Source organism: Oxynema aestuarii AP17, assembly GCF_012295525.1.
In the GTDB taxonomy this organism is placed as follows: domain Bacteria; phylum Cyanobacteriota; class Cyanobacteriia; order Cyanobacteriales; family Laspinemataceae; genus Oxynema; species Oxynema aestuarii.
On the sequence record NZ_CP051167.1, the window covers coordinates 2922390 to 2947309 of the forward strand.

General features: G+C 49.7%; 17 protein-coding genes and 1 tRNA gene. 2 read left to right on the plus strand and 16 right to left on the minus strand.

Annotation, left to right across the window (positions count from 1 at the left end; genetic code table 11):
• Positions 1 to 364 precede the first annotated feature (364 nt).
• Positions 365 to 1597, minus strand: a complete 1233-nt coding sequence (gene hemW, locus HCG48_RS11945; protein ID WP_168569356.1) for a radical SAM family heme chaperone HemW — start codon at positions 1595 to 1597, stop codon at positions 365 to 367.
• A gap of 168 nt (positions 1598 to 1765) precedes the next feature.
• Here hemW and HCG48_RS11950 point away from each other — a divergent pair, with 168 nt between their 5' ends.
• Positions 1766 to 2845 (plus strand): PIN/TRAM domain-containing protein, encoded by a 1080-nt coding sequence (locus HCG48_RS11950; RefSeq protein ID WP_168569357.1) that lies wholly within the window; start codon positions 1766 to 1768, stop codon positions 2843 to 2845.
• A 382-nt stretch (positions 2846 to 3227) separates the two neighbouring features.
• Here HCG48_RS11950 and HCG48_RS11955 read toward each other — a convergent pair whose 3' ends face one another.
• From HCG48_RS11955 to HCG48_RS12010, 12 genes are all read right to left on the minus strand, one after another.
• Entirely contained in the window at positions 3228 to 4466 is a 1239-nt protein-coding gene (locus HCG48_RS11955) for a vWA domain-containing protein (RefSeq protein WP_168569358.1), read from the minus strand.
• Between the two features lie 145 nt (positions 4467 to 4611).
• The gene (locus tag HCG48_RS11960; RefSeq protein ID WP_168569359.1) at positions 4612 to 5433 is read right to left on the minus strand and encodes a tetratricopeptide repeat protein; all 822 of its coding nucleotides are present in this window, start codon (positions 5431 to 5433) and stop codon (positions 4612 to 4614) included.
• Positions 5434 to 5642: 209 nt separating this feature from the next.
• Positions 5643 to 5714, minus strand: a tRNA-Gly gene (locus HCG48_RS11965).
• Between the two features lie 147 nt (positions 5715 to 5861).
• A complete protein-coding gene (locus tag HCG48_RS11970; protein ID WP_168569360.1) occupies positions 5862 to 7385 on the minus strand; it encodes a pre-peptidase C-terminal domain-containing protein in 1524 nt (507 codons plus the stop codon).
• A gap of 699 nt (positions 7386 to 8084) precedes the next feature.
• Complete coding sequence (locus HCG48_RS11975) at positions 8085 to 10631, minus strand: hypothetical protein (protein ID WP_281362130.1); 2547 nt, start codon at positions 10629 to 10631, stop codon at positions 8085 to 8087.
• Between the two features lie 160 nt (positions 10632 to 10791).
• A complete protein-coding gene (locus tag HCG48_RS11980) occupies positions 10792 to 12741 on the minus strand; it encodes a calcium-binding protein (RefSeq protein ID WP_168569362.1) in 1950 nt (649 codons plus the stop codon).
• 60 nt (positions 12742 to 12801) lie between these two features.
• Positions 12802 to 13278: a hypothetical protein gene (locus HCG48_RS11985; RefSeq protein ID WP_168569363.1), complete on the minus strand. Its 477-nt coding sequence runs from the start codon at positions 13276 to 13278 to the stop codon at positions 12802 to 12804.
• Between the two features lie 1174 nt (positions 13279 to 14452).
• Complete coding sequence (locus HCG48_RS11990) at positions 14453 to 15337, minus strand: SDR family oxidoreductase (RefSeq protein WP_168569364.1); 885 nt, start codon at positions 15335 to 15337, stop codon at positions 14453 to 14455.
• Positions 15338 to 15978: 641 nt separating this feature from the next.
• Positions 15979 to 16761 (minus strand): exodeoxyribonuclease III, encoded by a 783-nt coding sequence (gene xth / locus HCG48_RS11995; protein WP_168569365.1) that lies wholly within the window; start codon positions 16759 to 16761, stop codon positions 15979 to 15981.
• Positions 16762 to 16888: 127 nt separating this feature from the next.
• Positions 16889 to 18526 carry an acetolactate synthase large subunit gene (locus tag HCG48_RS12000; RefSeq protein ID WP_168571858.1) on the minus strand — a complete coding sequence of 546 codons (1638 nt, stop codon included), beginning with the start codon at positions 18524 to 18526 and terminating at the stop codon, positions 16889 to 16891.
• Between the two features lie 100 nt (positions 18527 to 18626).
• Positions 18627 to 19991 carry an NAD-dependent succinate-semialdehyde dehydrogenase gene (locus HCG48_RS12005; protein WP_168569366.1) on the minus strand — a complete coding sequence of 455 codons (1365 nt, stop codon included), beginning with the start codon at positions 19989 to 19991 and terminating at the stop codon, positions 18627 to 18629.
• A 224-nt stretch (positions 19992 to 20215) separates the two neighbouring features.
• A complete protein-coding gene (locus HCG48_RS12010) occupies positions 20216 to 20428 on the minus strand; it encodes a hypothetical protein (RefSeq protein ID WP_168569367.1) in 213 nt (70 codons plus the stop codon).
• Here HCG48_RS12010 and HCG48_RS12015 point away from each other — a divergent pair.
• Positions 20427 to 22586, plus strand: a complete 2160-nt coding sequence (locus HCG48_RS12015; protein ID WP_168569368.1) for a Tex family protein — start codon at positions 20427 to 20429, stop codon at positions 22584 to 22586. The two genes, HCG48_RS12010 and HCG48_RS12015, sit on opposite strands and share 2 nt — an antisense overlap.
• A gap of 72 nt (positions 22587 to 22658) precedes the next feature.
• On the opposite strand, the gene HCG48_RS12020 is transcribed toward HCG48_RS12015, so the two are convergent.
• The 3 genes from HCG48_RS12020 to HCG48_RS12030 all read right to left on the minus strand — a co-directional run bounded on the left by HCG48_RS12020 (position 22659) and on the right by HCG48_RS12030 (position 24013).
• Positions 22659 to 23003 carry a carbon dioxide-concentrating mechanism protein CcmK gene (locus HCG48_RS12020; protein WP_168569369.1) on the minus strand — a complete coding sequence of 115 codons (345 nt, stop codon included), beginning with the start codon at positions 23001 to 23003 and terminating at the stop codon, positions 22659 to 22661.
• 152 nt (positions 23004 to 23155) lie between these two features.
• Complete coding sequence (locus tag HCG48_RS12025) at positions 23156 to 23470, minus strand: carbon dioxide-concentrating mechanism protein CcmK (protein WP_168569370.1); 315 nt, start codon at positions 23468 to 23470, stop codon at positions 23156 to 23158.
• 339 nt (positions 23471 to 23809) lie between these two features.
• On the minus strand, positions 23810 to 24013 hold the full coding sequence (locus tag HCG48_RS12030) for a hypothetical protein (RefSeq protein WP_168569371.1): 204 nt from the start codon (positions 24011 to 24013) through the stop codon (positions 23810 to 23812).
• Positions 24014 to 24920: the final 907 nt, after the last annotated feature.

Genomic DNA, 24920 nt, shown 5'->3' on the forward strand with positions numbered 1-24920 from the left:
ACGAAACCGCTTTACCTTCGCTCCTGGGGAGCCATTTTGACTCGGCTTTATTGGTCTACCGATCGCATCGAGTCGGTAGTGTAATTCTCTGTAATAAAAAAACCCCGCTAACAGGAAGGGAAAACCCATCGTTCTGTTTGAGAAGCGATCTCTATTGAAAACTCTTGAATTTGCTCAAGGGTTTTGCGATCGCTACGGTGGGGGTCTCCACGAGATTTTCTTGTTTGAGAATTTGTTCCCCGATCCTATCATTTTGAGAAATAAAATTTTATTATTATAACACTTTTTTAAAAATTTACAAATCAGGAATAATACGGAGTCTACTGCGAGAACATCTTTGTTAACCGTACTCCGGTGAGGCTGACTACCGCGATTCTACGGTCAATGACTCGAATAAGCTGGCTAAAATCGTATTGGAAAATAAAAAGCCTTCGGGGTCGGTGAGGCGCACTCTGGCGGGGGGCGATCGCCTCTCCCCGATCGCCCCCGAACGGTCGAGTCCTTCAATCCAGTTATTTTTATCGTAAACTTGCAAAGTTTCGACGATCGCCGCTACCGATTCAGCCCCGAAACTTTCTCGAATTTCGAGTAAATTCACCCCGTCGGACAACCGAAAACCGAGCATTAAGGTTTCTAAAAGCCGATCTTCCGTGGACGTGGGCGGTTCGTCGATCGCCCCGCCGGAGGCTTTATACCTTGCAACCCATTCGTAATACTCCTTGCGGGTGCGCGGTCGGGAGCAACGGCGATCGCCGACGTAGCTGGTGGCGCCCATGCCAAAGCCGTAGTAAGGCTGATTTTCCCAGTACAGACGATTGTGGCGACATTGAAAGCCCTTTTTGGCGTAGTTCGAGACCTCGTAATGCTCGTATCCCGCGCGCGAGAGCATTTCGGCGGCGAGGCGGTACATTTGCGCGGTGAGGTCGTCGTCGGGTAAGGGGCGATCGCCCGGTTTGTAGAAACGACCGAAGGGGGTGACGGGTTCGACGACGAGATCGTAACAAGAGAGGTGATTGGGGGAGATGGCGATCGCGCGGTCGAGCGCACGGCGCCACTGCTCTAAACTTTGGTGGGGTAAACCAGAAATCAGATCGAGGCTGAAGTTGGGTATCCCGACGTGGCGGATATTCTCCACGGCTGTAAAAATATCTTCAGCATCGTGCGATCGCCCGCAAAGCTTTAACAAGTCGTCCTCAAACGCCTGGACGCCCAAGCTAACGCGATTGACTCCCGATCGAGCATATCCACTCAATTTGGCGCGATCGAACGTTCCCGGATCCATTTCGGCGGAAATTTCCGCATCCGAGGCGATCCCGAACTGGCGGTCGAGAACCGTCAGGAGGCGATCGATCTGAGCGGCGGTGAGTAACGAGGGGGTTCCGCCGCCGAAAAACACCGTCTCCAAGGGGTGGGGCGATCGCGGAGTCGCTTCGATTTCCTCGATTAACACTTCGACATATTCGGCGATCGTCCCCGAATTTTCTCCCGACTTGCGATCGCCGATCACGGAAACCGGAAAATCGCAATAAAAACAGCGACGGCGACAAAAGGGAATGTGAACGTAAGCCCCTCGGGGACAGACCCGATGTAACTTCATAGGTGTTTCAAGCGTAACCAACCGAGGCAAAACGCCACAAAACTTAACAGTATAATGGGGGAGTAGCGTGTAAATCAATTACCAGAGCTGGCGCGCGATCGCATCCGCTATTGCAGCCAGAGCCTCAATCTGAAGCACGAACAGTTTTACCCTAATAGGCTTGCACTCATGCTTGATGCAATCATTATCCTTACCTTCATCCTAGCAGGAGCGGGGATCGGCTTCTACGGCATCGATATGCTTCCGGCTTCTGCCATCGATCGCGTGACCAATGTCGAAGGGTTGCGCTCCGTCACCGCCGGATTCGGCGCCTTAATTGGCGGCGCGATCGGCTTGTCAGTGCAGACCACTTACCGACGGGCCGAAACCCAAGTGCGCCAAATGCCGATCGACGTGCTGATCACGCGATCGATCGGTTTAGTCATGGGACTGTTGGTCGCCAATTTAATGCTCGCCCCGGTCTTTTTACTGCCGATTCCTTCTGAATTTGCCTTTATCAAGCCCCTAGCGGCGATTCTCGGCAGTGTCATGTTTGCCTTTTTGGGCGTCGCCCTCGCAGACACCCACGGACGCGCTTTTTTGCGGCTGATCAACCCCCACAGCCTCGAAGCGATGCTCGTCGCCGAAGGCACCCTCAAACCCGCCGCCACCAAAGTGATCGATACCAGTTGCATCATCGACGGTCGCCTCGAATCCTTGCTCGAAACGGGCTTTCTCGAAGGACAACTGCTCATCCCCCAGTTCGTCTTGCAAGAATTGCAAATGGTCGCCGATGCGTCTAACGATCAAAAACGGGTACGCGGACGACGGGGCCTCGACATCCTCAACCGCATCGAGGAACATTATCCCGATCGCGTGGTCATTCACTCGGCAGATTACGACGATTTACAAACCGTCGATGCCAAATTGGTGCGTTTGGCTCAAGAAATTAACGCCACCTTGCTCACCAACGACTACAACTTAAGTAAAGTCGCCAGCGTTCAGAAAGTTCCGGTTCTCAACGTCAACGACCTCACCCAAGCCGTCCGCCCCGTCTACCTTCCCGGAGACAGTCTCGATTTGAAAATCCTCAAAGAAGGGAAAGAAGCGGCCCAAGGCGTCGGTTATCTCGAAGATGGCACGATGGTGGTCGTCGAAGAAGGAGGAACTCATATCGGCGACGAAATCCGAGTGGTCGTCACTTCCGCCTTGCAAACTTCTGCCGGACGCATGATTTTCGCCCGTCCTCATACCTCTGTCGTTGCGTGAACGAGCGATCGGCGATAAGCGGTATGACCAAAAAGTTAATCATTTCGCGCAAACGGCCCCGATTTTTATCGAAATTGGGGCCGTTCGATCTTCAAAAGTCCCCCTTCATAAGGGGGATTTAGGGGGATCGATCCCGGCTGAGCTTAGATCGATCGAATGCAAGTGCAATTTATGGTTGCATATCCCCCCTAGCCCCCCTTATGAAGGGGGGGAACGCAGAGGCGATCTCCTGATTTTGTTGCAGATTATGGTTGCATATCCCCCCTAGCCCCCCTTATGAAGGGGGGGAACGCAGAGGCGATCGCCTGATTTTGTTGCAGATTATGGTTGCATATCCCCCCTAGCCCCCCTTATGAAGGGGGGGAACGGAGAGGCGATCGCCTTATTGCAAAATTGTCTTGGAAACGATGCGGGTTTTCTTGCGATCGCCTTCCGAAAGCTCTTTCCCCGCTTGCAGTTGCGTCGCACTGGTTTGCAGTACGGTCGCGGCCCCTTTATCCCCCATTTGTAACGCCGTTTTTGCTGCGGTTTGTAACATGGTCGCGGCCCCGGTGCGATCGCCTTGCTGCATTTTTTGTTCGGCGATCTGGGTTTGGCGGTATTTTGCCAACGCTAAAATATGTTGCTGTACTTCTGGATTCGGCGAGGGTCGGTAAGCGGTTAAGACTTGAGCGTCTACCGCAACCGGATCGGATAAAATTCCGCTTTGACCTGTGGCGGGGTCGTCATAACGGACTTGCACTCGGGCGATCGTTTGCTGTCCTTGAGGGAATTGTCCGATGTAAAGATTGGCTAACACCACACGCTGCACGTCGGTCATCACGTCGCCGAGACGGACTTCGTATTTCCCTTGCTTGGGTTGTACGGGTAATTCGATCGTATCGGGGGCAACTTGGGCGATCGGTTTGAGCTCGGCGAGGCGCACTTTTGGCGTTAAATCGAAGATTAAATAAGCGTTCGTTAACGCGACCGACTGAATGCGCTCGAAAATCCGCCCGAATTCTTCTACCGCTCGATCCGGACGTTCGATAAAACTGAGGGTTCCCCCCGCCGCATCGGCAATTTTTTCGAGTACGTCTTGGTTCCAATGTTCGCCAAACCCCAAAGTGTTGAGGGTGATGTTACTTTCGGCGGCTTGACTGGCAAATTTCAAACAGGCGTCATTACTCCCGTGTTCGTTTTCGCCGTCGGTGAGAATAAAGGCTTGTGAAACGGTGTCTTTCGATCCTTTTTTGAGTTCTTCGAGTCCGCGTTTCATGCCTTCGTCGATCGCCGTTCCACCGTCGGCACTGAGGCGATCGATTTTCTTTTTAATACTGTTAATATCTTCGATAACTTGATTGGGAACGATGATTTTTGCGCGATGGTCGAAGGCGACAATACTGAGGCGATCGCCGGGTTTGAGGCGCTCGATGAGGCGAAAAGCTGCTTCTTTGACGGTTTCTAAAGGGGAACCGTGCATGGAGCCGCTATGGTCGAGAATTAAGCATAAATTTAAAGGAATGCTCGCATCGGTGGCTTCGGCGATCGCCGCAATCGATAGGGATAGTTGACGCTGGCTACTCGCTTGTCCGGCGTCGATATTGTTATCATTTAAGGCCGGGTACAAACCGACTTTCATAACAGAATTCTCCTAAGTTGATGGAAGTTTAGGGTTTAGATTTGTTTGGGGTTGAGATTGTAGCTGAAGTTGATAGCAGGCAAGATGCCTGCCTCAAGGATCTGCTAACTTCTGAAAACTACTCAGAAGAAATGAATCAGAGGATTCAATACAAGGCTAACATTAATTTTTTGCGATATTCTTTGGTTAAGGGATGGTCGTTTCCTAAAAGATCGAAGATGGCGATCGCCCCTTTTCGGGCTCCGTCATTTTTGTAGGTGCGATCGGTTTCGACGATGTCGATAAATAGCTTTAAGGCTTGTTCGTACTGTCCCTCTAAGGTTAAGGCTGCGGCTTTGGAAAATTGACGGTCAATTTCGCGATCGCCGCTCGGATGAATGGCTTCTTTCCTAAAATAAATTAAGGAACGAATGGCTTTCAGTTGGGCTTCGTAATTTTTATCGAATTCGTCAAGTTTGGAGATAACGGCTTCGGCGTCTTCGAGGCGATCGATACCAATGAAAAATTTAGCCGCCGCGATCGCTAATTTGGGATTGTCGGGATAGTCTTGAAGGAGCGATCGCCATTGTTGTTCGGCTTGCTCTAATTCCCCAGCAGAAATATTCGTTTTAATCGCCGCTACTCGTTCGTCAATTCGTGAGGAAATATTGCATTTTGCCAAAAATTCCGCTAACTGGTCGTCAGGAAGGACACCGACAAAACTATCGACGACTTTGCCTTCTTTAATGACTTTAACGTCGGGAATACCTTCGATTTTAAAGGCTTGGGCTAAATATTGGTTTTCTTCGACATTGACTTTGGCGACGATACAATCGTATTCTTTCGCCACGTTTTCTAGGATCGGTTTGAGCATTTGACACGGACCGCACCACGTGGCAAAAAAGTCTACAATAATCGGTGTTTCGTAAGATTTGGCTAGAACTTCTTCCTCGAAGTTATGGTCGTAAACCTCTATGGAATATCCCATGTCCGGCTATTTTGCGATAAATAGATGATTCGGGAAATGCGATTTTAACCCATGCTTAACCAAGATGGGGCGAATGCGCTTCCCCATCCGTATTTTAATGGGAGATTGCCGGAAGGCGATCGGCGGTTTTCCCTCTGGATTTGTCCGATTTCCGTACAGACTACCGGGGATAAGGGCGATCGCCTCTTCAAGTCGAATTTTGGGAAACAAGCGGGCGATCGGACTCGAACCGACGACATTCAGCTTGGGAAGCTGACGTTCTACCACTGAACTACGCCCGCGTCAAGCAATTGTTACAACTTTTAACGAGTTTCTTGCAGGTTGCAACAACAGGCTAGAAGCTTATTATATAGCGATCGCCCCCGGTTTTGTCTAGAGGGGGGCGAGGATTTTAACGGTGGCGATCGCTCAAACCGACTTACACTGAATTAGACATCGACGTAATAACCGACCCCCTCATAGCGGTAGAAAGGTAGGGTATTGCTGACGACGTCACGTTCGACGGCGGACGGCGTGTAGAAGTGCGCCCCAGTAAACGTATTGAAGAAACGATATAACGGATCGCTACCGGGGGCAGGTTGCACGTAGGCGTTGTAGGCGATGCCTTCATCGCGGAACGCCATCAAGTTAGTTCGCACGAAATTGGCCTCGTTCGGATCGATCGTATAGAAGTGGGTTCCCACTTGGGTGTTGAAGAAGCGGAAGACGGGGGCTGTATTCGGCGTTCCCGCAGGTGCGGCTTCAAAGGAAGGCCCTTCGTAGTTGTAGCCAATTAAATTATCTCGAACGAAGTTCCGCTCGTTTTCGTCGGCAGTATAAAAGTGAGTTCCGGTGACGGTGTTGTAAAAACGGTACACTCTCAATCCCGTGACCGGATCGGTTCCGCCACCGTCGTTATCGGCGATGGTCAAACTGGCGCTATTCGGCGTTCCTACGTTATACCCCGTCCCTGGATTCAAACTGACGGCGATCGTTTCGTTGGGATCGTTGAGGGCGTCATCCACCGGGCTGACCGTGAAATTGACCACACTTTGACCGTTGGGGATCGTCACCGTTCCCGTCCCCGTCGGGGCGAAGTTGGCACCGATGACACCGTAGTCACTGGTGGCACCGCCAAAGGTTGCCGTACCGCCAAAGGTAAGATTTACTGTGAGATCGCCCGTGGTTTGGCTTCCACGAGAGAGGGTAAAGGTTCCCAGCCCGCCTCCGGCTTCGCTGGGTGTTCCACTGGCGCTTAAGGTGACCGTGGTTCCCGGAACTGCTCCCCCGGGAATCAGGTTTAATGTATAAGATGTTGACGCCCGCCCGCCGTCGGGCAAGTTAGCGGTGGTATCGTTAGCACTCACTTTAACTAAGTAGTTGCCCGCCGCGAGATTGACATTTTCAAGGGCTTCGTCGCTGGTTCCGCCATTTTGCGATCGCAAAATCAACGTAGTGCCGTTGGCTTCGTATAATTCTAAATCGGCATTATCTTGCAATCCCGACAGTCTCAAGCTCACTGTTCCCGCACTCGGCAAGCGGAAGTTATACCAATCGTTGATATCGCTGCGACCGACAAAGCCGTTAATGCTTTGGGGGGTTAAATTACCCAATTGCGGTGCAGTTGCAGCGACGTTATTGGCTGCATTTTCCGAGTTAATTTCGAGGAGAAATGGCCCGGTTGTCGCTGTCGCCGGGACGGGTACGGCGGCAGTTTGTACGACGGCCCGATAGCTGACGCCGGGTTGTGGGCCATTGGTCGTAGTTTCCGGCGTACCTCCAGTGAAGGTGTTAATCGGACCGCCGACAATGGAAGCACCATTACCTAATAAATCGAGTTGAACGTCGAGATTGGCATTCGGATATAAGGTGACGATCAGGGGACGTTGCAAGTCGATCGCCGTTCCGGGAATATCGAAGAGAAAGGGGATAACGGGATCTTGAATATTTCCTGTAAATCGGGTGCCTGTCATGGCTGTTTCTCCTAATTGAAGAACAAGGAAAATGACCGAAATGGAATTAGAAAATTGAACAGATAGATCCAAACTTCAAGAAAAATAAATTATCTTGCTTTGAATCGTTAACAACGACACGATTTTCGCGATCGCTCTTTTCCGAGAGGATCGAATTGACGGACTGAGGGAAAATTTCGGGTAAATTTCGGGCAACTAGAGGAGATATACTCCTTAAACAGGATTTTCCAAGATTGGCGATCGCCCTTTATTGCCCTTTATTGATTGATTCTTGCTAGAATCCTTGAAAGTTTATAGCAATTCTTAAGTTCGTAAAAGATCTCAGGGAAGATCGACGATCGCTTTCAAGGCAATGACCGTTTGAATTTTGGTAGCTCAGGGATTTTGAGAAAGCTACCGTTGTAATTTTAGGGAATTTTAAGGTTTTAATCGCATCGTTGAATTTAACCTACCCTTTTTCTAAGTTTGTTAAGAGGATTGTTATTAAGCTATCCTGTAATGACTCTCGGTGCTTTTTTTAGAAAAAACCGAGAGCTTGATAGATTTTGCTTCTATTTTACAAACGAATTGAGAAAAGATCCGATGGGCGATCGCAAAAGTTAAATCAACTCAATAATTATTTATAACTGGACAAAAAGAAAGGAGGACACCCGTCGGTACGCCCTCCTTTTTTTAACTTGAGCTAGTTAGTCGATCGAGTTACAGAATCGTGAATACAGAAGCATCGATCGCGCTGGCGTCAACACCGTTGAGAACGGCAAGCAGTTCGTCGGTTTCTGCGATCCGAATTGCCGTATTTTCACCCATTTGGGCGATCGCCAGGGCTTCGTAAGTGAGTCCCTCGGTTAAGACCAAAGTATCGCGAGTACCGCCGTTGACGGTGAAATCGACGATCGCATCGGTTCCCATGTCGGGAGAAAGCACGAACCAGTCTTTCCCTTGACCGCCAATCAGGGTGTCGTCGCCCCACCCGCCAGTGAGGGTATCGTTATTGGCGCCGCCATCGAGGAAGTCACGACCTGCATCTCCGTCGAGGCGATCGTTGTTATTGCCTCCGGTCAGGGTATCGTCGCCATCGCCTCCCGCGATCGTGTCATCTCCCGTATCCCCTATGAGTAGGTCATTTCCGGCTTCACCGGAGAGGCGATCGCTCCCCGAATTACCGCTTAAACTGTCATCGCCACTACCGCCTGTGAAGTTGTCCTCGCCAGAACCGCCCGTTAGGTTGACCGGGGGATCCGGTTCCGGTTGCGGTTCCGGTTGCGGTTCTTCGACTGGGGGTTCCGGTTGCGGTTCCGGTTGCGGTTCTTCGACTGGGGGTTCTACGGGCGTTTCGGCGATCGGTTCTTCGACTGGGGGTTCTACGGGCGTTTCGGCGATCGGTTCTTCGACTGGGGGTTCTACGGGCGTTTCGGCGATCGGTTCGCTTCCCTCTTGTGGAGAACTCGGACGTTCGGCGGGAGGCGGTGTAACCGGGGTGGGATCTTCCAGAGGGAGAATGACCGTTTCGCCGGGAGTTTCGGTGACGGGTTCCGGGGTTTGGGTCGATGGCATCCCCGGGAAACTTTCGGGTTGTGAGATGGTCGGAGTTTCGGCGATCGCCTCCCCGCTAGGAGTAGAGGGGTTTTCTTCAACAGCAGGTTGAGACGGCGATGGGGATGGCGTTTCTACCACTTCACTCTCGGGTAGATTCGCCTCCGGTTCCGGGTCGGGCATCTCGGCGACTGGGGTAGGCGTCGGTTCCGCCGGGGTGGTAGGTTCGGCAGTCGGTTCGACGGTCGGCGTGGACGCCGGATCGGTCGGAGTGACCGTAGGACTGACGGTTTCGGAGAGGTCTTCCGTCTCAAGAGAGGCGATCGCGATCGGAATTTCGATCTCCGGAAGGTTAGGTAGTGAGTTAGTTTCTGTTTGCGGGTTGGGTCGGTTCGAGTTGCCGTTGGCGTTACCGTTATTCGGGCGATCGGTTTGCGGCGTCGAAACTGGGAGGTTGATTTGGGGAATGGGCGGAATTTGGGGAAGATCGGGTTGGAAGAAACTCGGACTTCCTTTGAGAACGGCGAGGAGTTCTCCGCTTAGGGCATAGTGAATCAGGGTATCGCTGACGAATTCGTTTTCACCGGGGCTGAAAGTGAGTTGGTCGAAGCGCAAGTCACCGATAAAGCCGAAATTATCTTTGCTGTGGTCAAAGTTATAGATATATTCAACCCCAAAGCCAACGCCGAGCATGAATGTATCGCTTCCAGCACCACTGTATAGGTAGTCGTCATCGCGTCCGCCGAAGAGGACGTTATTATCTTTATCGGCGTAGAGGGTATCTTGTCCTTGACCGCCGTGGAGGAGGTCGTTTCCAGTGTGGGCGACAAGCAAATCGTTTTGTTGACCGCCGAGGAGAGTGTCGTCACCGGAGTGACCGTAGAGGGTGTCATTTTCCGTGCCCCCTTCGATATAGTCGTTGCCCGCCCCTGCATCGATGAGGTCGTTTCCAGCTTCTCCCCAGACGCGATCGTTGTGAGAACCCGCACTAATGCGATCGTTGCCTCCACCACCGAGAATCGAGTCATCCCCAGAACTGCCATCGAGGATATCTTCGCCGTCCCCGCCGTCGAGGGTGTCGTCCCCAGACCGTCCCTGGATGCTGTCCTTGCCTTCGTTGCCGAGGAGGAAGTCATTATCTTGGCGTCCGTCGAGATAGTCGTTGCCGCGACCGCCGAGAAGGGAATCCGATCCGGCTTTGCCATCGATAATGTCGTCTCCTCCCAAGCCACTGAGGACGTTGGCGCCGTTATCGCCGATTAAGGTGTCGCTATGTTCGGACCCTTCGATATTTTCCACGTTGCGAACCACGTCGCCTTCGGCATCACCGCCGAGTCCCCGTCCTGGTTGCAGGTGCATATAGATGGCTTCGGGGGAGTTGTAGTAGGAAACGGTGTCGTCTCCGGCGCCGCCATCTTGGTAGTCGGCCCCGGCGCCACCCACGAGGGAGTCGTTGCCATCGTCGCCATAGAGTTCGTCGTCTCCGGCGTGTCCGTAGAGGGTGTCATCGTCACTGCCGCCCCGCATGGAGTCGTTGTCGGCTTCCCCATAGAGGAAGTCGCGACCTTGACCGCCGTCTTGGGAGTCGTTTCCGGCGCCACCATAGAGGAGGTCTTCGCCGTCATCTCCGGTCATGATGTCGTCGCCGTTTTCGCCAAAGAGGAGGTCGTTGTCGTTGCCACTAGGGTGCTGGGCGGCGCACCAAACAAGGATTTCAGCTTTTGTAAATGTATTGTCTCTTGGCTATCGTAGTGCTATATAAGCAAAAACTATCAACGATTGATTTTAACTTCAATACAAAAATCCCCCAAGCTAACTTAGGAGATTTTATCTTGTTCAAATTCAAATTAATTAAAGAAGAAGCTTAATTAATTTAAACTAAGAAGAAATCTTTTTCCTTCAGTTGATTGGCATCAACATCAGTCAAGGTCATTAAGAGTTCACCATTAGCTGAAATTAAAACATCACTGCCATCTTGCATGATATTCAGCATATCGAAAGAAAGACCCCCATCTAAACCAATTTGATCTTTACCGTCACCGAAATCTTCAATGATATCAACACCATCTCCAGGACTAATGATGAAGGCATCATTTCCTTTTCCTCCGACTAAGACATCGTTGCCTTCACCACCGATTAATATATCTGGTGAACTACCGCCAAAGATAGTATCATTGCCACCATTGCCTGTGATAACATCTTGCCCATTACCACCATGAAAATATTCGTTACAATTTTTCCCGTCTGGAAATGGATCGTTATTTTTCAAAACTGATACAGGCAAAATGTAATTAACAAATAACCCATCTGGATCTGTTGCACGGATGGTAATTTCCGCATCACCAGGAACATTTTTTCCTTGCAGACTGTAATCTAAGGTTAAAAGACCTGTTTGAGCGTCAATACTAATAGCATCAAACAATTCAGGATTAGTATTGTTCTCAATCGTAAGCGTTAATTCGCTATCATCGTTATCTGCATCTTCAAAAATGTCAAACAGATTAAGAACTGTATCAGGAGAGTTTTTAGTCACATAAACCCCACACAGTCTTTTTTCGGTAATCTTAGGAATAGCTTTACCCCAATAATGAGCATCATCACTATCACTTAGATTTCGATCCATATAACTGGTATTAACCGTTCCAGTATTCGTATGCTGTGCGGGTTCCCAAGGAACAGTAAGAGTATATTCTTTAACTTCTCCAACTCCTAATAAATCAATGGTGATATCTGTTCCAGCAGCATCGCCGTTAAGATCGTAATCACTGTCAGAAAGAATGACATTAGTTAAGTCAACATTTCCAGTATTAGTGACGACGAATTTAAAAACAGGATCGGATGTGCCTTCAATGAGAGCTGGACCAGTAGGATTGTCAGCATCATGCCAAGTTTCACCACCATCGACTGAGACTAATTTTTCTAAGTCAATCTCAGGTGCTGCACCAAAGTAGTTAGCATCATCTCGATCGCCAACATTACGAGTTGTATTGGTTATATCAATATAACTGGCGTTAGCAGACGCTGTATTTGTATGTTGCCCTAATTCCCAAGGAGCAGTAATTATATATTCCTTCGTTTCTCCTACTGCTAACGAATTAATAGTAATATCTGTTCCAGGAGCATCGCCATTAAGATCGTACACAGTATCAGATACGGTGATATTGCTTAAATGGACATCACCTGTATTTTCAACCACAAACTTAAAAAATGGATCGAATGTGTCTTGAAGAGAAATAGGGCCGCTAGGATTATCAGCGTCGTGCCAGGTTTTTCCTCCATCAGTAGATACATATTTTTCAATATCAAGAGCTGGATTTTCAGGAATATCTGGAGTAATAATTACAACTTGTCCTCCACTTTGAGGCTCTAAAATTATTACAACATTATCATCAGCATTAGGAACAAAACCATTTCCATTTTGCAAGGCTTGTTGACGAATATAATTTGAATCTACATCGTTAGTTCCTGGAAAAATACTATTTCCTTCATCGATTAAAGACCAAATGGCATTTTGCACTTCTTCCCCTTGGAATCCATTCCCTTCAGGAGATTGTGTAGAATTCCAATTTTTATTCAAAATCCAATTAATTGAATCTAAATTTTCTTCATTAATTCTACTCAGAATATTTTGAGATAGTGACCCATAACTCGAATAGACATTTGCTATGCCGTCACTAGGTGGCGTTCCCCAATCAATACACCAACCATTATGAACGCCATCGATAGAAGTACCATCATTAATGGTAATTTTCCAGTAACTTTGATTGTTTTGTTCAACGTCAATGTAGACGCTATCAGGCAAAATTGTTGAGTAAGTAACCATGATTCAAGATTAATGTACTAGATTGAACAAATGACAAATGAAATAAGAGAACCTTTGATATCAAAAGCCTTTAATGCCGTCCTCTTGTAAGCCTATCGCGGTGGGTTGAGGCAGGCATGGGACACTGCCCTCTACAGAGATTTGGTTTTTGGTGGTAGGGGCTTTTCCGTAGGCGGTGGTTGCCCCGATTGATTTTGGGGTTGTGGGCGATCGCGATCGAGGTTGGAAACGGGGTTTATTAAGAAAATCTTGAGAAAAATAAATCGTATTATTTTCCCCGGCATAAGCAGCATTGGCGCCACTGAGTTGGCTGCCGGTGAGGATTTCGATTTGGGGAAGTGAGGCAAAATCCCCGTTACTCCACTGCTGCTGGATGACCGCTAACCCATTGGCATCATAGTCATTGCCAAAAGCGGTTTCAATCTTGGCCAGAAATTCTTGACTTTTGGCGAATTCAGTTAAGATGCTTTGGACATTTTCCAGGGATTCGTCTAGTAGGGTTGCGTAAGGTTGGTTGGTTGTATTTGTGTTAGACATGGTTTTTTTCCTCTTGGTTTGAATCCCCCCTAGCCCCCCTTTGAAAGGGGGGGACCGGAAGGGGTTGTGGGTTGTGGGTTGTGGGTTGGATCCCCCCTAGCCCCCCTTAAAAACGCCACTCGGGACCGGAAGGGGTTTTCTCTGAAGTCCCCCTTATTAAGGGGGATTTAGGGGGATTTTTCCGATATTGAGTTAGTTGGGATCCCCCCTGGCCCCCCTTGATAAGGGGGGGACCGGAAAGGGTTTTCTCTGAAGTCCCCCTTAACAAGGGGGATTTAGGGGGATCGTTTCGATTCGCAGGTTATGGGCGATTCTCGTGGGGTGGGTTCCTCCCTTGAGGGTCTGTATGGGTTTATTGGTAAAGCGTCACCTGTTTTATGCACTTCGTTCTTGTCATCCCAAAAATTAATTGATGTTAATGGGTCTGAACTTCGATCGCCCTTGGCACAATCTAGGGATCCTCTCCATAAAAATCCCCTGCTCAATGTCATAAAACAGTGAGTTCCGGTCAGGTTGCCTAGGGTTTGAATCGATCTCAAACTCCACAAGCAACCTTATTCAATGTCTTCAATTTTTAGACGGTAAGAGTGCAACTCCCCTTTTTGATTCGGCTGGCTGGGACTTGCGGCACCCACGAAGCGTGTCCGACAAGTAACTTGAGTTGACTGGCTCTAGCTCCGTAATTCTACGGTGAGAATTAATATCCCACTGTTTTTACTTTCCCAGAAATTTTTTATTTAAAGTTCTTGTAAAGTTGGTAGCGCTTCTGGGGATTTTACTGATTCTAAATGAGAGTAAAACTCTAACTTTGATGAAGTTTTGGAGTAAAATGCTCGAAAATATCTCTAAAAACAGCAATTTTACGGAAATTTATTCTAAAATTTGGGTAAAGATTATTAAAGTATGTGAAATAACCAATCGATCTAGAAGTTAGGAATCTTTACTCTACTCCGTGGGATACTTACCGAAACTCCCTCTTGTTACTCCGGCGCCCCCGTACAATTGACGATGAAACCTCAACTTTTTTGTTATATCGGTGGCGCCACTGGGTTTGTTCTGGACGGGCGCCCTCACGGGTGTCGCATTGATGTTTAAACTGAGGTCTTGCGGAAAGTGACTCCCCCTAGGGTGGGTCAAATACCCACCCTACATAGATAGATTGAAACCAGATCGCCTATGCACCCAGATAGCGGCGGACGAAACTTTCCAGGGTCTCCAACTTGAAATCGAACGTGCTTTCTAACCGTTCGATTTCCTCTGGAGTGCAGAAAAACTCATTCGCCAATAACACGCGCAAAGTTCCGAGGGACTTTTGTAAATCGGGATTGACAAATCCTAAAATACCCCGAACGCCGTCAAACACCGTTAACGGCGGATTGATAACGAAGGGTTCGCGATTGAAAATGCGGCCAAAAATGCGCGGGAGTTCGCCGCGAGATAGCACTTCGGGTCCGCCGACGGCAAAGATTTGACGGGTCGCCGCTTCTAGGGTGACCGAATCGACGGCTATTTTGGCTAAATCGTCGGTACTGACGGGAGACGTGCGATTTTTCATGTCTCCTACACTCAGGTAAATCCCGGTTTCTTTGACTCGTTCGGCGAGGGGTAGCAAGTTAGAGGCAAAACCGGAGGGACGCAAAATGGTATAATTCAAACCGCTATTTTGCAGGTATTTCTCGACTTCTCGCTTGGCTTTGAAGACGGGGGAATCTTCGTAGCCACGATCGCACCCCAAGACGGAAATAAACACGAAATGCTTGACTCCACAGGCTTTCGCGCAATCGATTAACTCGATATTCGCCCGATAATCCAAGGCTTGGGCGCCGCCACTGGCTTCGTTCGACCCGTGGGCGCTGATGATATAATCGACGCCTTGGGTGGCTTTATGGATGTCCCGTTCTTCGGTTAAATCGCCGATGAATATATCTGCGCCTCGGTTCTCTAGTTCGCCGTAACGGGAAGTTAAACGCACGAATGCTCTCACTTTTTGGTCTCGTTCTCTCAGCACTCGCACGATACGCCGTCCGAGTCCGCCTGTGGCACCTGTCACTAAGTACATTTGTTAAACTCCTTTTGCACTTGTCGTTCGTCAACGGGGCGGGGGATGCCCGATTTTCAATTACAATTTAGCAAAAGCTTTGAAAATTGACCGATCGCCCCTCCGGATATCGGCGCGAGGGTCGGTGAATTGAGGGTTGCGATCGCCATCCGAACGAAGTCTGACTTCCTATTTCAAGACTTAGCCTAACATTCCCTAAAATTAATGGAAATTGGAACGGGAAAGAAGAGAACATGTCTGGTTTGAATTCACTGAGGCGATCGCAAATTAGTGGGAAGATCGATCGGTTTTCTTACCAATGTAAAAAATGGTTTGAGTTGACTCTGTAGGGGTTTTTTGATGTTTTCTCGATCGACAGTCTTCTAAATTAGACCGATTTTCAAAAATAATGAGAGAGATCGAGGGGAGGGACACGGCAGTGCCGTGTCCTTACAAGAGATTTATCTCCATCGAGGTTTTACAAAAATGCTATAAACCCCTCTAATTTTTTCAATCTTCCACGGCTGACACCAGTCTTGAATCAATGCGAGCGAAATTTCCAAACGTTCTTCGATTTTGCTCAAAATTGGTCGAAATTGGGATGAAATTCAACTCAACCGATCGCGGCGCCCCGGTCTATAATTCCAATCTAGAATTCTACTCTACAATTCTAAAACAACTGGCGTATGATCGCTCGGTCTTTCCAGTCGGCGCGGGGCAATATCGATCGCGCAATGGCGGGCGCGATCGCGCAGAGCAGGTGTGAGATAATGATGGTCGATCCGCCAGCCGCGATTGTTAGCGAAACCGCCTCGGCGATAGTCCCACCAACTATAATGACCGCCGTCCTCGTGGAATTTACGGAAAATATCGATAAATCCTAAATCGAGAATCTGGGTTTGGAGGGCTTCGCGTTCCGCCGGAGACGCCATAATATCCGTATCTTTCGTATCGCGGTAGACATCGCGATCGTCGGGAGCGATGTTAAAATCGCCGCAGATACAAATTTTATCGGTCCGATCGCCCGTGGCCTTCAGATAGTCGTGGAGGACTTGCAACCACTGCAATTTATACTCATACTTGTCGCTACCGACGGCAGACCCGTTAGGAACGTAGAGATTGACGATGCGGACATCTTCTAAGGTCGCGGCGATCGCCCGTTTTTGGAGATCGAATTCGGCAACGGCATCGCCTAAAAGAGAGGAAAAGCCGATCGCCACGTCGGACATCGGCGTTTGACTGAATAAAGCGACCCCGTTATACGACTTTTGGCCGGAAATATATAAGTGATAGCCCAAGTCCTCGAAAGGCGATCGGGGAAAATCTCGATCGACGACCTTCGTTTCTTGCAAGCAAAGAACATCCACGGGGTTCGCTTGCAACCAGTTCGTCACCTGTTCGGCGCGAGTGCGAATAGAATTGACATTCCAAGTGGCGATTTTCATCGAAATTCAGGATAGATAGAGATTTCGCATCTTAGCAGAAAGCCTGTGGGGCGGGCATCTGGCCCGCCATCCACTGAAGCCACCGAAGCTATCTACAAACAGGAAATCCCATCTGCGCCCGCAGTTCCTAAATAGAACAAGTCAAACCACCTGCTTTTTGGGTGAACTTGATGTTTTCGCGATAATCTACCGGACAATCGATCACGGCGGGGACGTCTTGTTCGAGGGCTTCTTTCAACGTCGGTACCAGGTCGGCGGTGGATTCGACGCGATAGCCTTTCAATCCCATACTTTCGGCTAATTTGACAAAATCGGGATTGCCAAATTTAACAAAAGCCGACTCGCCATAGTGATTGTGTTGCTTCCACTCGATCAAACCGTAACCGCAATCGTTGAAGATCACCGTCACGAACGCCGTTCCGACGCGCAAAGCGGTTTCGAGTTCTTGGCAGTTCATCATAAAACCGCCGTCTCCCGTCGCCGCAATCACCTTGCGATCGGGGTAGACTAACTTAGCGGCGATCGCCCCGGGAATCGCAATCCCCATCGCCGCAAACCCGTTAGAAATCAAACAAGTATTCGGACGTTCGCAGTGGTAATGACGGGCGATCCACATTTTATGCGCCCCGACATCGGAAATTAAAATATCTTCCGGGGCCATCACTTGGCGCAAGTCGTAAATCAACTTCTGCGGTTTGATCGGATATTCGCTATCGTCGGCGTACTGTTCGTAATCCGCCCGGATATCGTTGCGCAGTTCGCAGGCGTGGGGTTGGGGCTTGCCGTGGCGATCGCACCGATGCAGAATTTCCATGAGAGAATCGGAAATATCGCCGACCACTTCCACAATCGGAATATAACTGCTGTCGATTTCCGCTTGGGCGGCGCCGATGTGAATAATCGGAACTTTCCCTTCCGGATTCCATTTTTTCGGCGAATACTCGATCAAGTCGTAACCGACGGCAATCACCAAATCCGTATGGTCGAAAGCACAACTAATATAATCCCGTTGTTGCAGTCCGGCGGTCCACAGGGACAGGGGATGGGTATACGGAATCACCCCTTTCCCCATAAAGGTGTTGGCGACGGGAATTTGCAGGCGCGTCGCAAATTCAGTTAAGGCGGCGGCGGCGTGGGCGCGAATCGCCCCATTGCCGACTAAAATTAAAGGATTCGTCGCCCGAGAAATAGCGGCGGCGGCTTCGTTCAAGCCTTGATAGGACGCATAACTTTTCTCTTGTTTGTCAATCGTGAGAGGATGTCCCACGGCGGGCATGGCGGCGATATTTTCGGGAACGTCGATATGTACCGCCCCCGGTTTCTCGGTTTGCGACCGTTTGAAGGCTTTGCGGACGATTTCCGGGGTAATGCTGGGACGCACGATTTGGGCGTTCCATTTGGTAACGGGGGAGAACATCGCCACCAAGTCTAAATATTGGTGAGATTCGATGTGCATCCGGTCCGTACCGACTTGTCCCGTAATCGCGACCAAGGGCGCGCCGTCGAGATTGGCGTCGGCGACCCCGGTCATCAAGTTAGTCGCCCCGGGCCCGAGGGTCGAGAGGCAGACTCCGGCTTTTCCGGTCAGGCGTCCGTAAACGTCGGCCATGAAGGCGGCGCCTTGTTCGTGACGGGTGGTGATAAATTGAATCGAAGAGTTGCTTAAGGCGCGCAACACTTCTAGATTTTCTTCACCGGGGAGTCCGAACACGTAGCGGACGCCTTCATTTTCCAAACAACTGACCAAGAGTTCGGCTGTATTCATTTCACCCATAGTGGCTTACCTTGTAGTATCGATCGTGACTTGTTAGGAGAAGATCGCTTGTTCTCACGTTTGTCCCGCAGGCGAGACGGGCGATCGCGCGTTATTTGACCCAAACTGTTTTTATATTGACAAATTCGCGAATTCCTTCGACGCTGAGTTCCCGTCCGTAACCGGAACGTTTGATCCCGCCAAAGGGGAGGCGGGGGTCGGATTTGACCAATCCGTTGATAAAGACGCATCCGGCTTGCAATTCCTCGATCAGGCGATCGCGTTCGGCATCGTCGGCGGTCCAGGCGCTGGCCCCCAAGCCAAACGGCGTACTGTTGGCCAGTTTAATCGCTTCGTCGATTCCTGCAACCCGGAATAACAGGGCGACCGGACCGAAAAATTCCTCTTCGTAAGCGGGAGTCCCGATGGGAATGTCGCTCAAAATCGTCGGGGGATAGAAGTTGCCCGGACGGTCTAAGGGGGCGCCGCCGACGAGGGCGCGGGCGCCTTTTTGGACACTTTGTTGCACCTGATGGTCGAGTTCGGCGAGGATGTCGGGGGTGGCCAGGGGGCCGACATCGGTGGTAGCGTCCATCGGATCGCCAATTTTTAAGGATTGGAATTTTTCAATTAAGCCTTGCTCGAAGCGATCGGCGATCGCCTCGGCGAGGATGAAGCGTTTGGCGGCAATGCACGATTGTCCGTTGTTGAGCATCCGCGCAGTCACTGCGGTGGCGATCGCACTTTCCACGTCGGCACTGTCGAGGACGATAAACGGATCGCTGCCTCCCAATTCTAAAACCGTTTTTTTGATCGCTTTGCCCGCCGTGGCGGCCAAACTGGCCCCGGCAAACTCGCTACCCGTGAGGGTCGCTGCTTTGATGCGATCGTCGGCGACAATTTGGGCGACTTTATCGGAACCGACCAATAAGGTTTGAAAGGCGCCGTCGGGAAATCCGGCTTCTCGGAAAATATCGGCGATCGCCAAAGCACACTGTGGCACGTTAGAGGCGTGTTTGAGTAAGCCGACATTCCCCGCCATCAACGCCGGGGCTGCAAAGCGGAACACTTGCCAAAAGGGGAAATTCCACGGCATCACCGCCAGAATTGCCCCTAACGGTTGGTAGCGGACAAAACTGCGACTGGCGTCGGTTTCGACGGCAACATCGGCGAGAAAATGCGGCGCCTGTTCGGCGTAGTAGCGGCACACCCAGGCGCATTTTTTGGCTTCCGAGATCGCCCCTTGAATCGGTTTGCCCATTTCCAGGGTCATCAACTTGGCCCAGTCGGCGGCTTGTCCCTCCAATAAATCCGCCGCCGCATTCAGCCACTGCGCTTTTTGCGCGAACGGAATGCGATGATAAGATTCAAACGTCTGTTGAGCCTTGGCTAATTTAGCCTCAATTTCCGCATCGGCGATCGCCTCAAAGGTTTTAACCGTTTCTCCCGTTGCCGGATTAATCGTTGCAATAGTCACGATCGAATTCTCCTAAAACACAAAACCGAGGTCTTTCCCGCGTCGCGATCGCCTGCTTTGTCGATGCAAAGCGCGCCTTTTCCATCCCCAAAACTGCATAAAATCTCCTAATTTACCTCAATGTTCTCCTCAAACAAACGAGAACGGTCTCAACGATAGCGATCGCTCGTGCAATCGACAATCCCCCTTGTTGCCATTTTGTCAAATTTGCAACAGTTTAAAGGTTAAATTTCGAGATTTTTTGTCATGAAATGTTGAGTCGGGAATCGGAAATCGGCATTGGCAACGATCGCCTCTAAATGCTCATTCCGAGATCCCTTACCAACGCCCGGATCTTTCTCCTGGCGCTTGTCCGGGGCGATCGGTTCCCCTCGGCGAACCGACAAAACGATAAAATAGGCGATCGTTGCCAATTTAGCCCCCATCAACGATCTCATGCTCGATCTCGCCCGTATTATTGCCGACGAACTCGCCGTCAAACCCACTCAAGTCGAAAACGCTTTAACCCTATTCGCCGAAGGGGCCACCATTCCCTTTGTCGCCCGTTATCGTAAAGAACGGACTGGATCCTTAGACGAAACACAACTGCGCCACATTAGCGAACGTTACGACTATCTCACCGAACTCGAAGACCGCAAAAAAGTCATCTTAGAGACGATCGCCCAAGCGGGAAAACTCACCGAAGAACTGCAAGCCAAAATCGAAGCCTGTCAGCAAAAAAACGAACTCGAAGACCTCTACCTTCCCTACAAACCCAAGCGCCGGACTCGCGCCACGATCGCCCGCGAACGCGGTTTAGAACCCCTCGCCGACTGGATTAAACAACTCAATCTCAGTAAAGCCAGCGCCGCTTTAACCCCCGAAGCCGCCCGCTATCTCGATCCGGAAAAAGGCGTCGAAACCGTCGAAGACGCCTTAAAAGGAGCCGCCGATATTTTAGCCGAAGAAATCGCCGAACGCACCGAATCGCGCGCCTACCTCCGGGATTATTTTTTAAAACAAGGCGTCTTCGCGTCGCGGATTAAAGACGACTATCCCGAAGGAACGACAAAATATGAAATGTATCGCCAGTTTTCGGTTCCCGTTCGCGAGATTGCCCCTCATAATTTACTGGCCTTATTCCGAGGGGAAAAAGAAGGGATTATTAATTTAACCCTGGACTTCGACGAAACTGAAGTTTTAAATTATTTAGAATCGCGAGAAATTCGCACGAAAGTTCCCGAAATTCGCAACTTCTATCGCGAATTGATTCAAGATGGGTTCAAGCGTTTGATGCAAAATTCCCTCACCTCCGAGGTGCGATCGCTCAAAAAAGAATGGGCCGATATCGAATCGATCGAAACCTTTGAAGCGAACTTACGCGAACTGCTGCTGTCCGCCCCTGCGGGAATGAAACCGACCCTGGCGATCGATCCGGGGTTTAGAACCGGGTGCAAAGTCTCCGTTTTGGACGAAACCGGGCAGTTCCTCGAATATCAGACAATTTTTCCCCATACGGGCGATCGCCAAAAAGTTGAAGCCGCGAAAACGATTTCCCGTTTAATTGCCCAATATAAAATCGAGTCGATCGCGATCGGGAACGGTACCGCCGGACGGGAAACCGACCGTTTTATCGGCGACGTTCTCAAAACTTGCGACAATCCACCGATTAAAGTGATGGTCAACGAATCCGGCGCGTCGATTTATTCCGCCAGCGAGGTCGCCCGCGACGAATTCCCCGATTTAGACCTCACCGTTCGCGGGGCGATTAGCATCGGTCGCCGCTTGCAAGACCCCCTTGCGGAATTGGTGAAAATCGACCCGAAATCGATCGGCGTCGGACAATATCAGCACGACGTAGACCAAAAGTTACTCAAGAAAAAGTTAGACGACACCGTAGAAAGTTGCGTCAACTATGTCGGGGTGGATTTGAATACGGCATCGAAGGAATTACTCGGGTTCGTGTCCGGTTTGACGCCGACGATCGCCAAAAATATTATCGCCTATCGCAATGAAAATGGAGCGTTTAAACGGCGCAAGCAGTTATTAAAAGTGGCGAAACTCGGTCCGAAAACCTTCGAGCAAGCGGCGGGGTTTTTGCGAATTCGCGGTGGGGACAATCCGTTAGATAATACGGCAGTTCACCCGGAAAGTTATGCGGTGGTCGAGGCGATCGCGGGAGATTTAGGCATCCCTTTAACTGAAATTGCCAAAGCGGGCGATCGCCTCAAATCCGTGCAGTTGCAAAAATACACGAGCGATCGGGTCGGCTTACCTACCTTGCGCGACATTCTCAAAGAATTAGAAAAACCCGGACGCGACCCCCGCGCCGAGTTCAAATATGCCACCTTTAAAGAAGGCATTAACGAGATTTCCGACCTGCGTCCGGGGATGGAACTCGAAGGAATTGTTACGAACGTGACCAATTTCGGCGCCTTTGTCGATATCGGCGTTCATCAAGATGGGTTAGTCCATATTTCCCAACTGGCGGACCGTTTTGTCAACGATCCGAAGGAGATTGTCAAGGTCGGACAAGTGGTCAAGGTGCGGGTGTTGGATGTCAACGAACAGTTAAAGCGGATTGGTTTGTCGATGCGATCGCGCGATCGCGCCTAAATCAACTCCCTTGCTTCCAGGCGGGCAAGATGCCCGCACCACAGGAGTTTTGGGTTACTTGCGAACCCTTCGTTACGATGACGGTAATCTCAATCCATCGACGGCCTGACGGAACTCTTCCACTGCCGGGGAATAGTCGATCGGTAACACGGCGACGACGTTCTCGTGAGGACGGGGAATGATCACCCAAGATTCTAAAGTCGCCCCATAAGCACTTTCCACCGCCGCGATTCCCGCTTCCATCGCGGTTTTTACTTCCGAGACGTCCCCCCGAATATTAATGTTAAATCGCGCGCTACCGACCCGGATATAACCCACCAAGGTGACTCTGCCAGCTTTGACCATAGCGTCGGCGGCGGCTAAAATCCCTGGAAAACCTTTTGTTTCAATCGATCCAACTGCTTGTTGTGCTGGCATTCTCAAACTCTCCTGCCTTACTCAATCAAACGATAAAAATTCCAAACCCAATTTTACGCAGCTTTTCTACGCTTTGGACGAGAAGAAGCGATCGTTTTTGCTTCCGATCTTCGATCCTGAATCGTTCCACCCTCGCCATGGCGTCCGACTCCTCACCACACCGATCGCCATTCTTCTACGGCTTCGGTATACTCGATGGGTAAGACGCTGACGATATTCTGCGGTGGATTCGGGACGATGTAATAAGACATGACTTTACCACCGAAGGTCTTTTCTGCGGCTTCCAATCCCACCTCGACAGCAGGTTTAACTTCTGAAATCGGTCCGCGAATGGCAACGACAAAGTTACCTCTTTCTGCTTTGTCAAAATAGACGAGGGTCACTCGTCCTCCTTTGACCATCGCATCGGCTGCAGCTAGTACAGCCGGAAACCCTAAAGTTTCAATTACTCCAACCGCAGCAGGCATCCGTAACTCCTCAAGATTATCGATCGCAGTTTCGTTAATTGTACGAGGCTTTTAGACCATTTGAACTGATTTCGGTCATTTGATGGCGGTATTACCGCATGGGGCGATCGTGCATCGGCGATCGTCGCCGCCCAAAGAGGACTATGGAGAAAATGGCTAACTCCAGGCTTTACTGGGAAGTTGACTGGAGTCTCAATTGGGAGCAGTTTTCGCCATCCCCCGTGGAGAAAATAAAACCAAGCGGGGTTTAAATGAGTTTTAAGAAAAGTCAAGATAGCTTCGAGGCGATTTAAACACAAATCGCACCGCTTTGAAGTCGTTCTTCAAAGTCTGTAGGCGTTACGAACTCGATTGCGAATTATCCGTGGAACGGTGTTGCATTTGGAGGCTGTCGGGATCGACGTAGTGACAAACTGCATCGTCGAGGCAAATCAAAGCCCAACCGGATTTGTCAATCTCGATCAGTTTGTAGGCGGCGTGCTGCACGAAAAACCCTTTATGATTTCGGGTTGAAGGTTTGACGTTAATGATTTCATCTGACATAGTATTTATACTCCGATCGCTTCAATTTTTCGATTTGAGACAAAAATAGGGATAAGCCTTTCCAGGCTAACATTATTTTTGCTTGTCTTTCCGTAAAATTATCTAAATAATTATTACTTTTTTTGAAATTTTCCGACACGACCCGAGGCGATCGCCCCGAGTTTGGTTGAGGTTTGCACCATCGTGAGTTTGGGCAGCGAACGCGCGATCGCGCGGGTCTAAATTGGGCGATCGAAACGGGATTGAGGACGGGAGAAAAAACTGTCTATTTTTTTCACTCAAAAACTAAGAATTTACAAAATAAACCTTTTTTGATTGATTTATAAAGATCGACAACTTCAGACCAATTCAAATTACCCTAAAAAAATAGATTTCAAATATTTTTTGCACGAATTTCTCACTTAATTAAATTCATTTCGTCTACAATTTAAACCCGTTCGAGTGCAATCTATAAAATCTGCAAATAATTCGATCTTGTTAGGCGATCGCCTCCTCAAAATAGCCATTTTAAAAAATTCACAATTCAGTCAAAACTGTCCCGATTTTTACCCTTCGACCCCGAACAGTCCGAGGGAGCGATCGGCAATCCGCCCCTTGACAGGAATGTTCCCAGAGACCGAATCTAGGGGAGTTTGCCCAAAGCATATCGTCCGGGGCGATCGCCGAAGATTCACCCCTTTTCCCTGTGGATTCTCTGGGGAAGCGCCCGGGAAGCCGACCGATTTATTGTGATTTCTTAAGATTTTTGGAGACTCGAACGAGTAAAAAGTTGCTATAATAACAATCTGCAATCGATCGCCACAAAAACGACCAACGTTTAAAAAAGTAGCCATTTTTTAAAAATTTTGTATCCTGGAGATGAGCCGCCTCCGAACAGCAGAGGATTGCTCGAAGGGAAAACAATTGC

Bases quoted from the DNA above. Each gene is read 5' to 3' on its own strand.
- HCG48_RS12000 (WP_168571858.1), bottom strand. From the start codon at position 18,526: ATGAATACAGCCGAACTCTTGGTCAGTTGTTTGGAAAATGAAGGCGTC.
- HCG48_RS12025 (WP_168569370.1), bottom strand. From the start codon at position 23,470: ATGCCTGCTGCGGTTGGAGTAATTGAAACTTTAGGGTTTCCGGCTGTA.
- xth (WP_168569365.1), bottom strand. From the start codon at position 16,761: ATGAAAATCGCCACTTGGAATGTCAATTCTATTCGCACTCGCGCCGAA.
- HCG48_RS11950 (WP_168569357.1), top strand. From the start codon at position 1,766: ATGCTTGATGCAATCATTATCCTTACCTTCATCCTAGCAGGAGCGGGG.
- HCG48_RS12030 (WP_168569371.1), bottom strand. From the start codon at position 24,013: ATGTCAGATGAAATCATTAACGTCAAACCTTCAACCCGAAATCATAAA.
- HCG48_RS12010 (WP_168569367.1), bottom strand. From the start codon at position 20,428: ATGAGATCGTTGATGGGGGCTAAATTGGCAACGATCGCCTATTTTATC.
- HCG48_RS11985 (WP_168569363.1), bottom strand. From the start codon at position 13,278: ATGTCTAACACAAATACAACCAACCAACCTTACGCAACCCTACTAGAC.
- HCG48_RS12015 (WP_168569368.1), top strand. From the start codon at position 20,427: ATGCTCGATCTCGCCCGTATTATTGCCGACGAACTCGCCGTCAAACCC.
- HCG48_RS11980 (WP_168569362.1), bottom strand. From the start codon at position 12,741: ATGGTTACTTACTCAACAATTTTGCCTGATAGCGTCTACATTGACGTT.
- HCG48_RS11960 (WP_168569359.1), bottom strand. From the start codon at position 5,433: ATGGGATATTCCATAGAGGTTTACGACCATAACTTCGAGGAAGAAGTT.
- hemW (WP_168569356.1), bottom strand. From the start codon at position 1,597: ATGAAGTTACATCGGGTCTGTCCCCGAGGGGCTTACGTTCACATTCCC.
- HCG48_RS11970 (WP_168569360.1), bottom strand. From the start codon at position 7,385: ATGACAGGCACCCGATTTACAGGAAATATTCAAGATCCCGTTATCCCC.
- HCG48_RS11990 (WP_168569364.1), bottom strand. From the start codon at position 15,337: ATGTACTTAGTGACAGGTGCCACAGGCGGACTCGGACGGCGTATCGTG.
- HCG48_RS12020 (WP_168569369.1), bottom strand. From the start codon at position 23,003: ATGCCAGCACAACAAGCAGTTGGATCGATTGAAACAAAAGGTTTTCCA.
- HCG48_RS11955 (WP_168569358.1), bottom strand. From the start codon at position 4,466: ATGAAAGTCGGTTTGTACCCGGCCTTAAATGATAACAATATCGACGCC.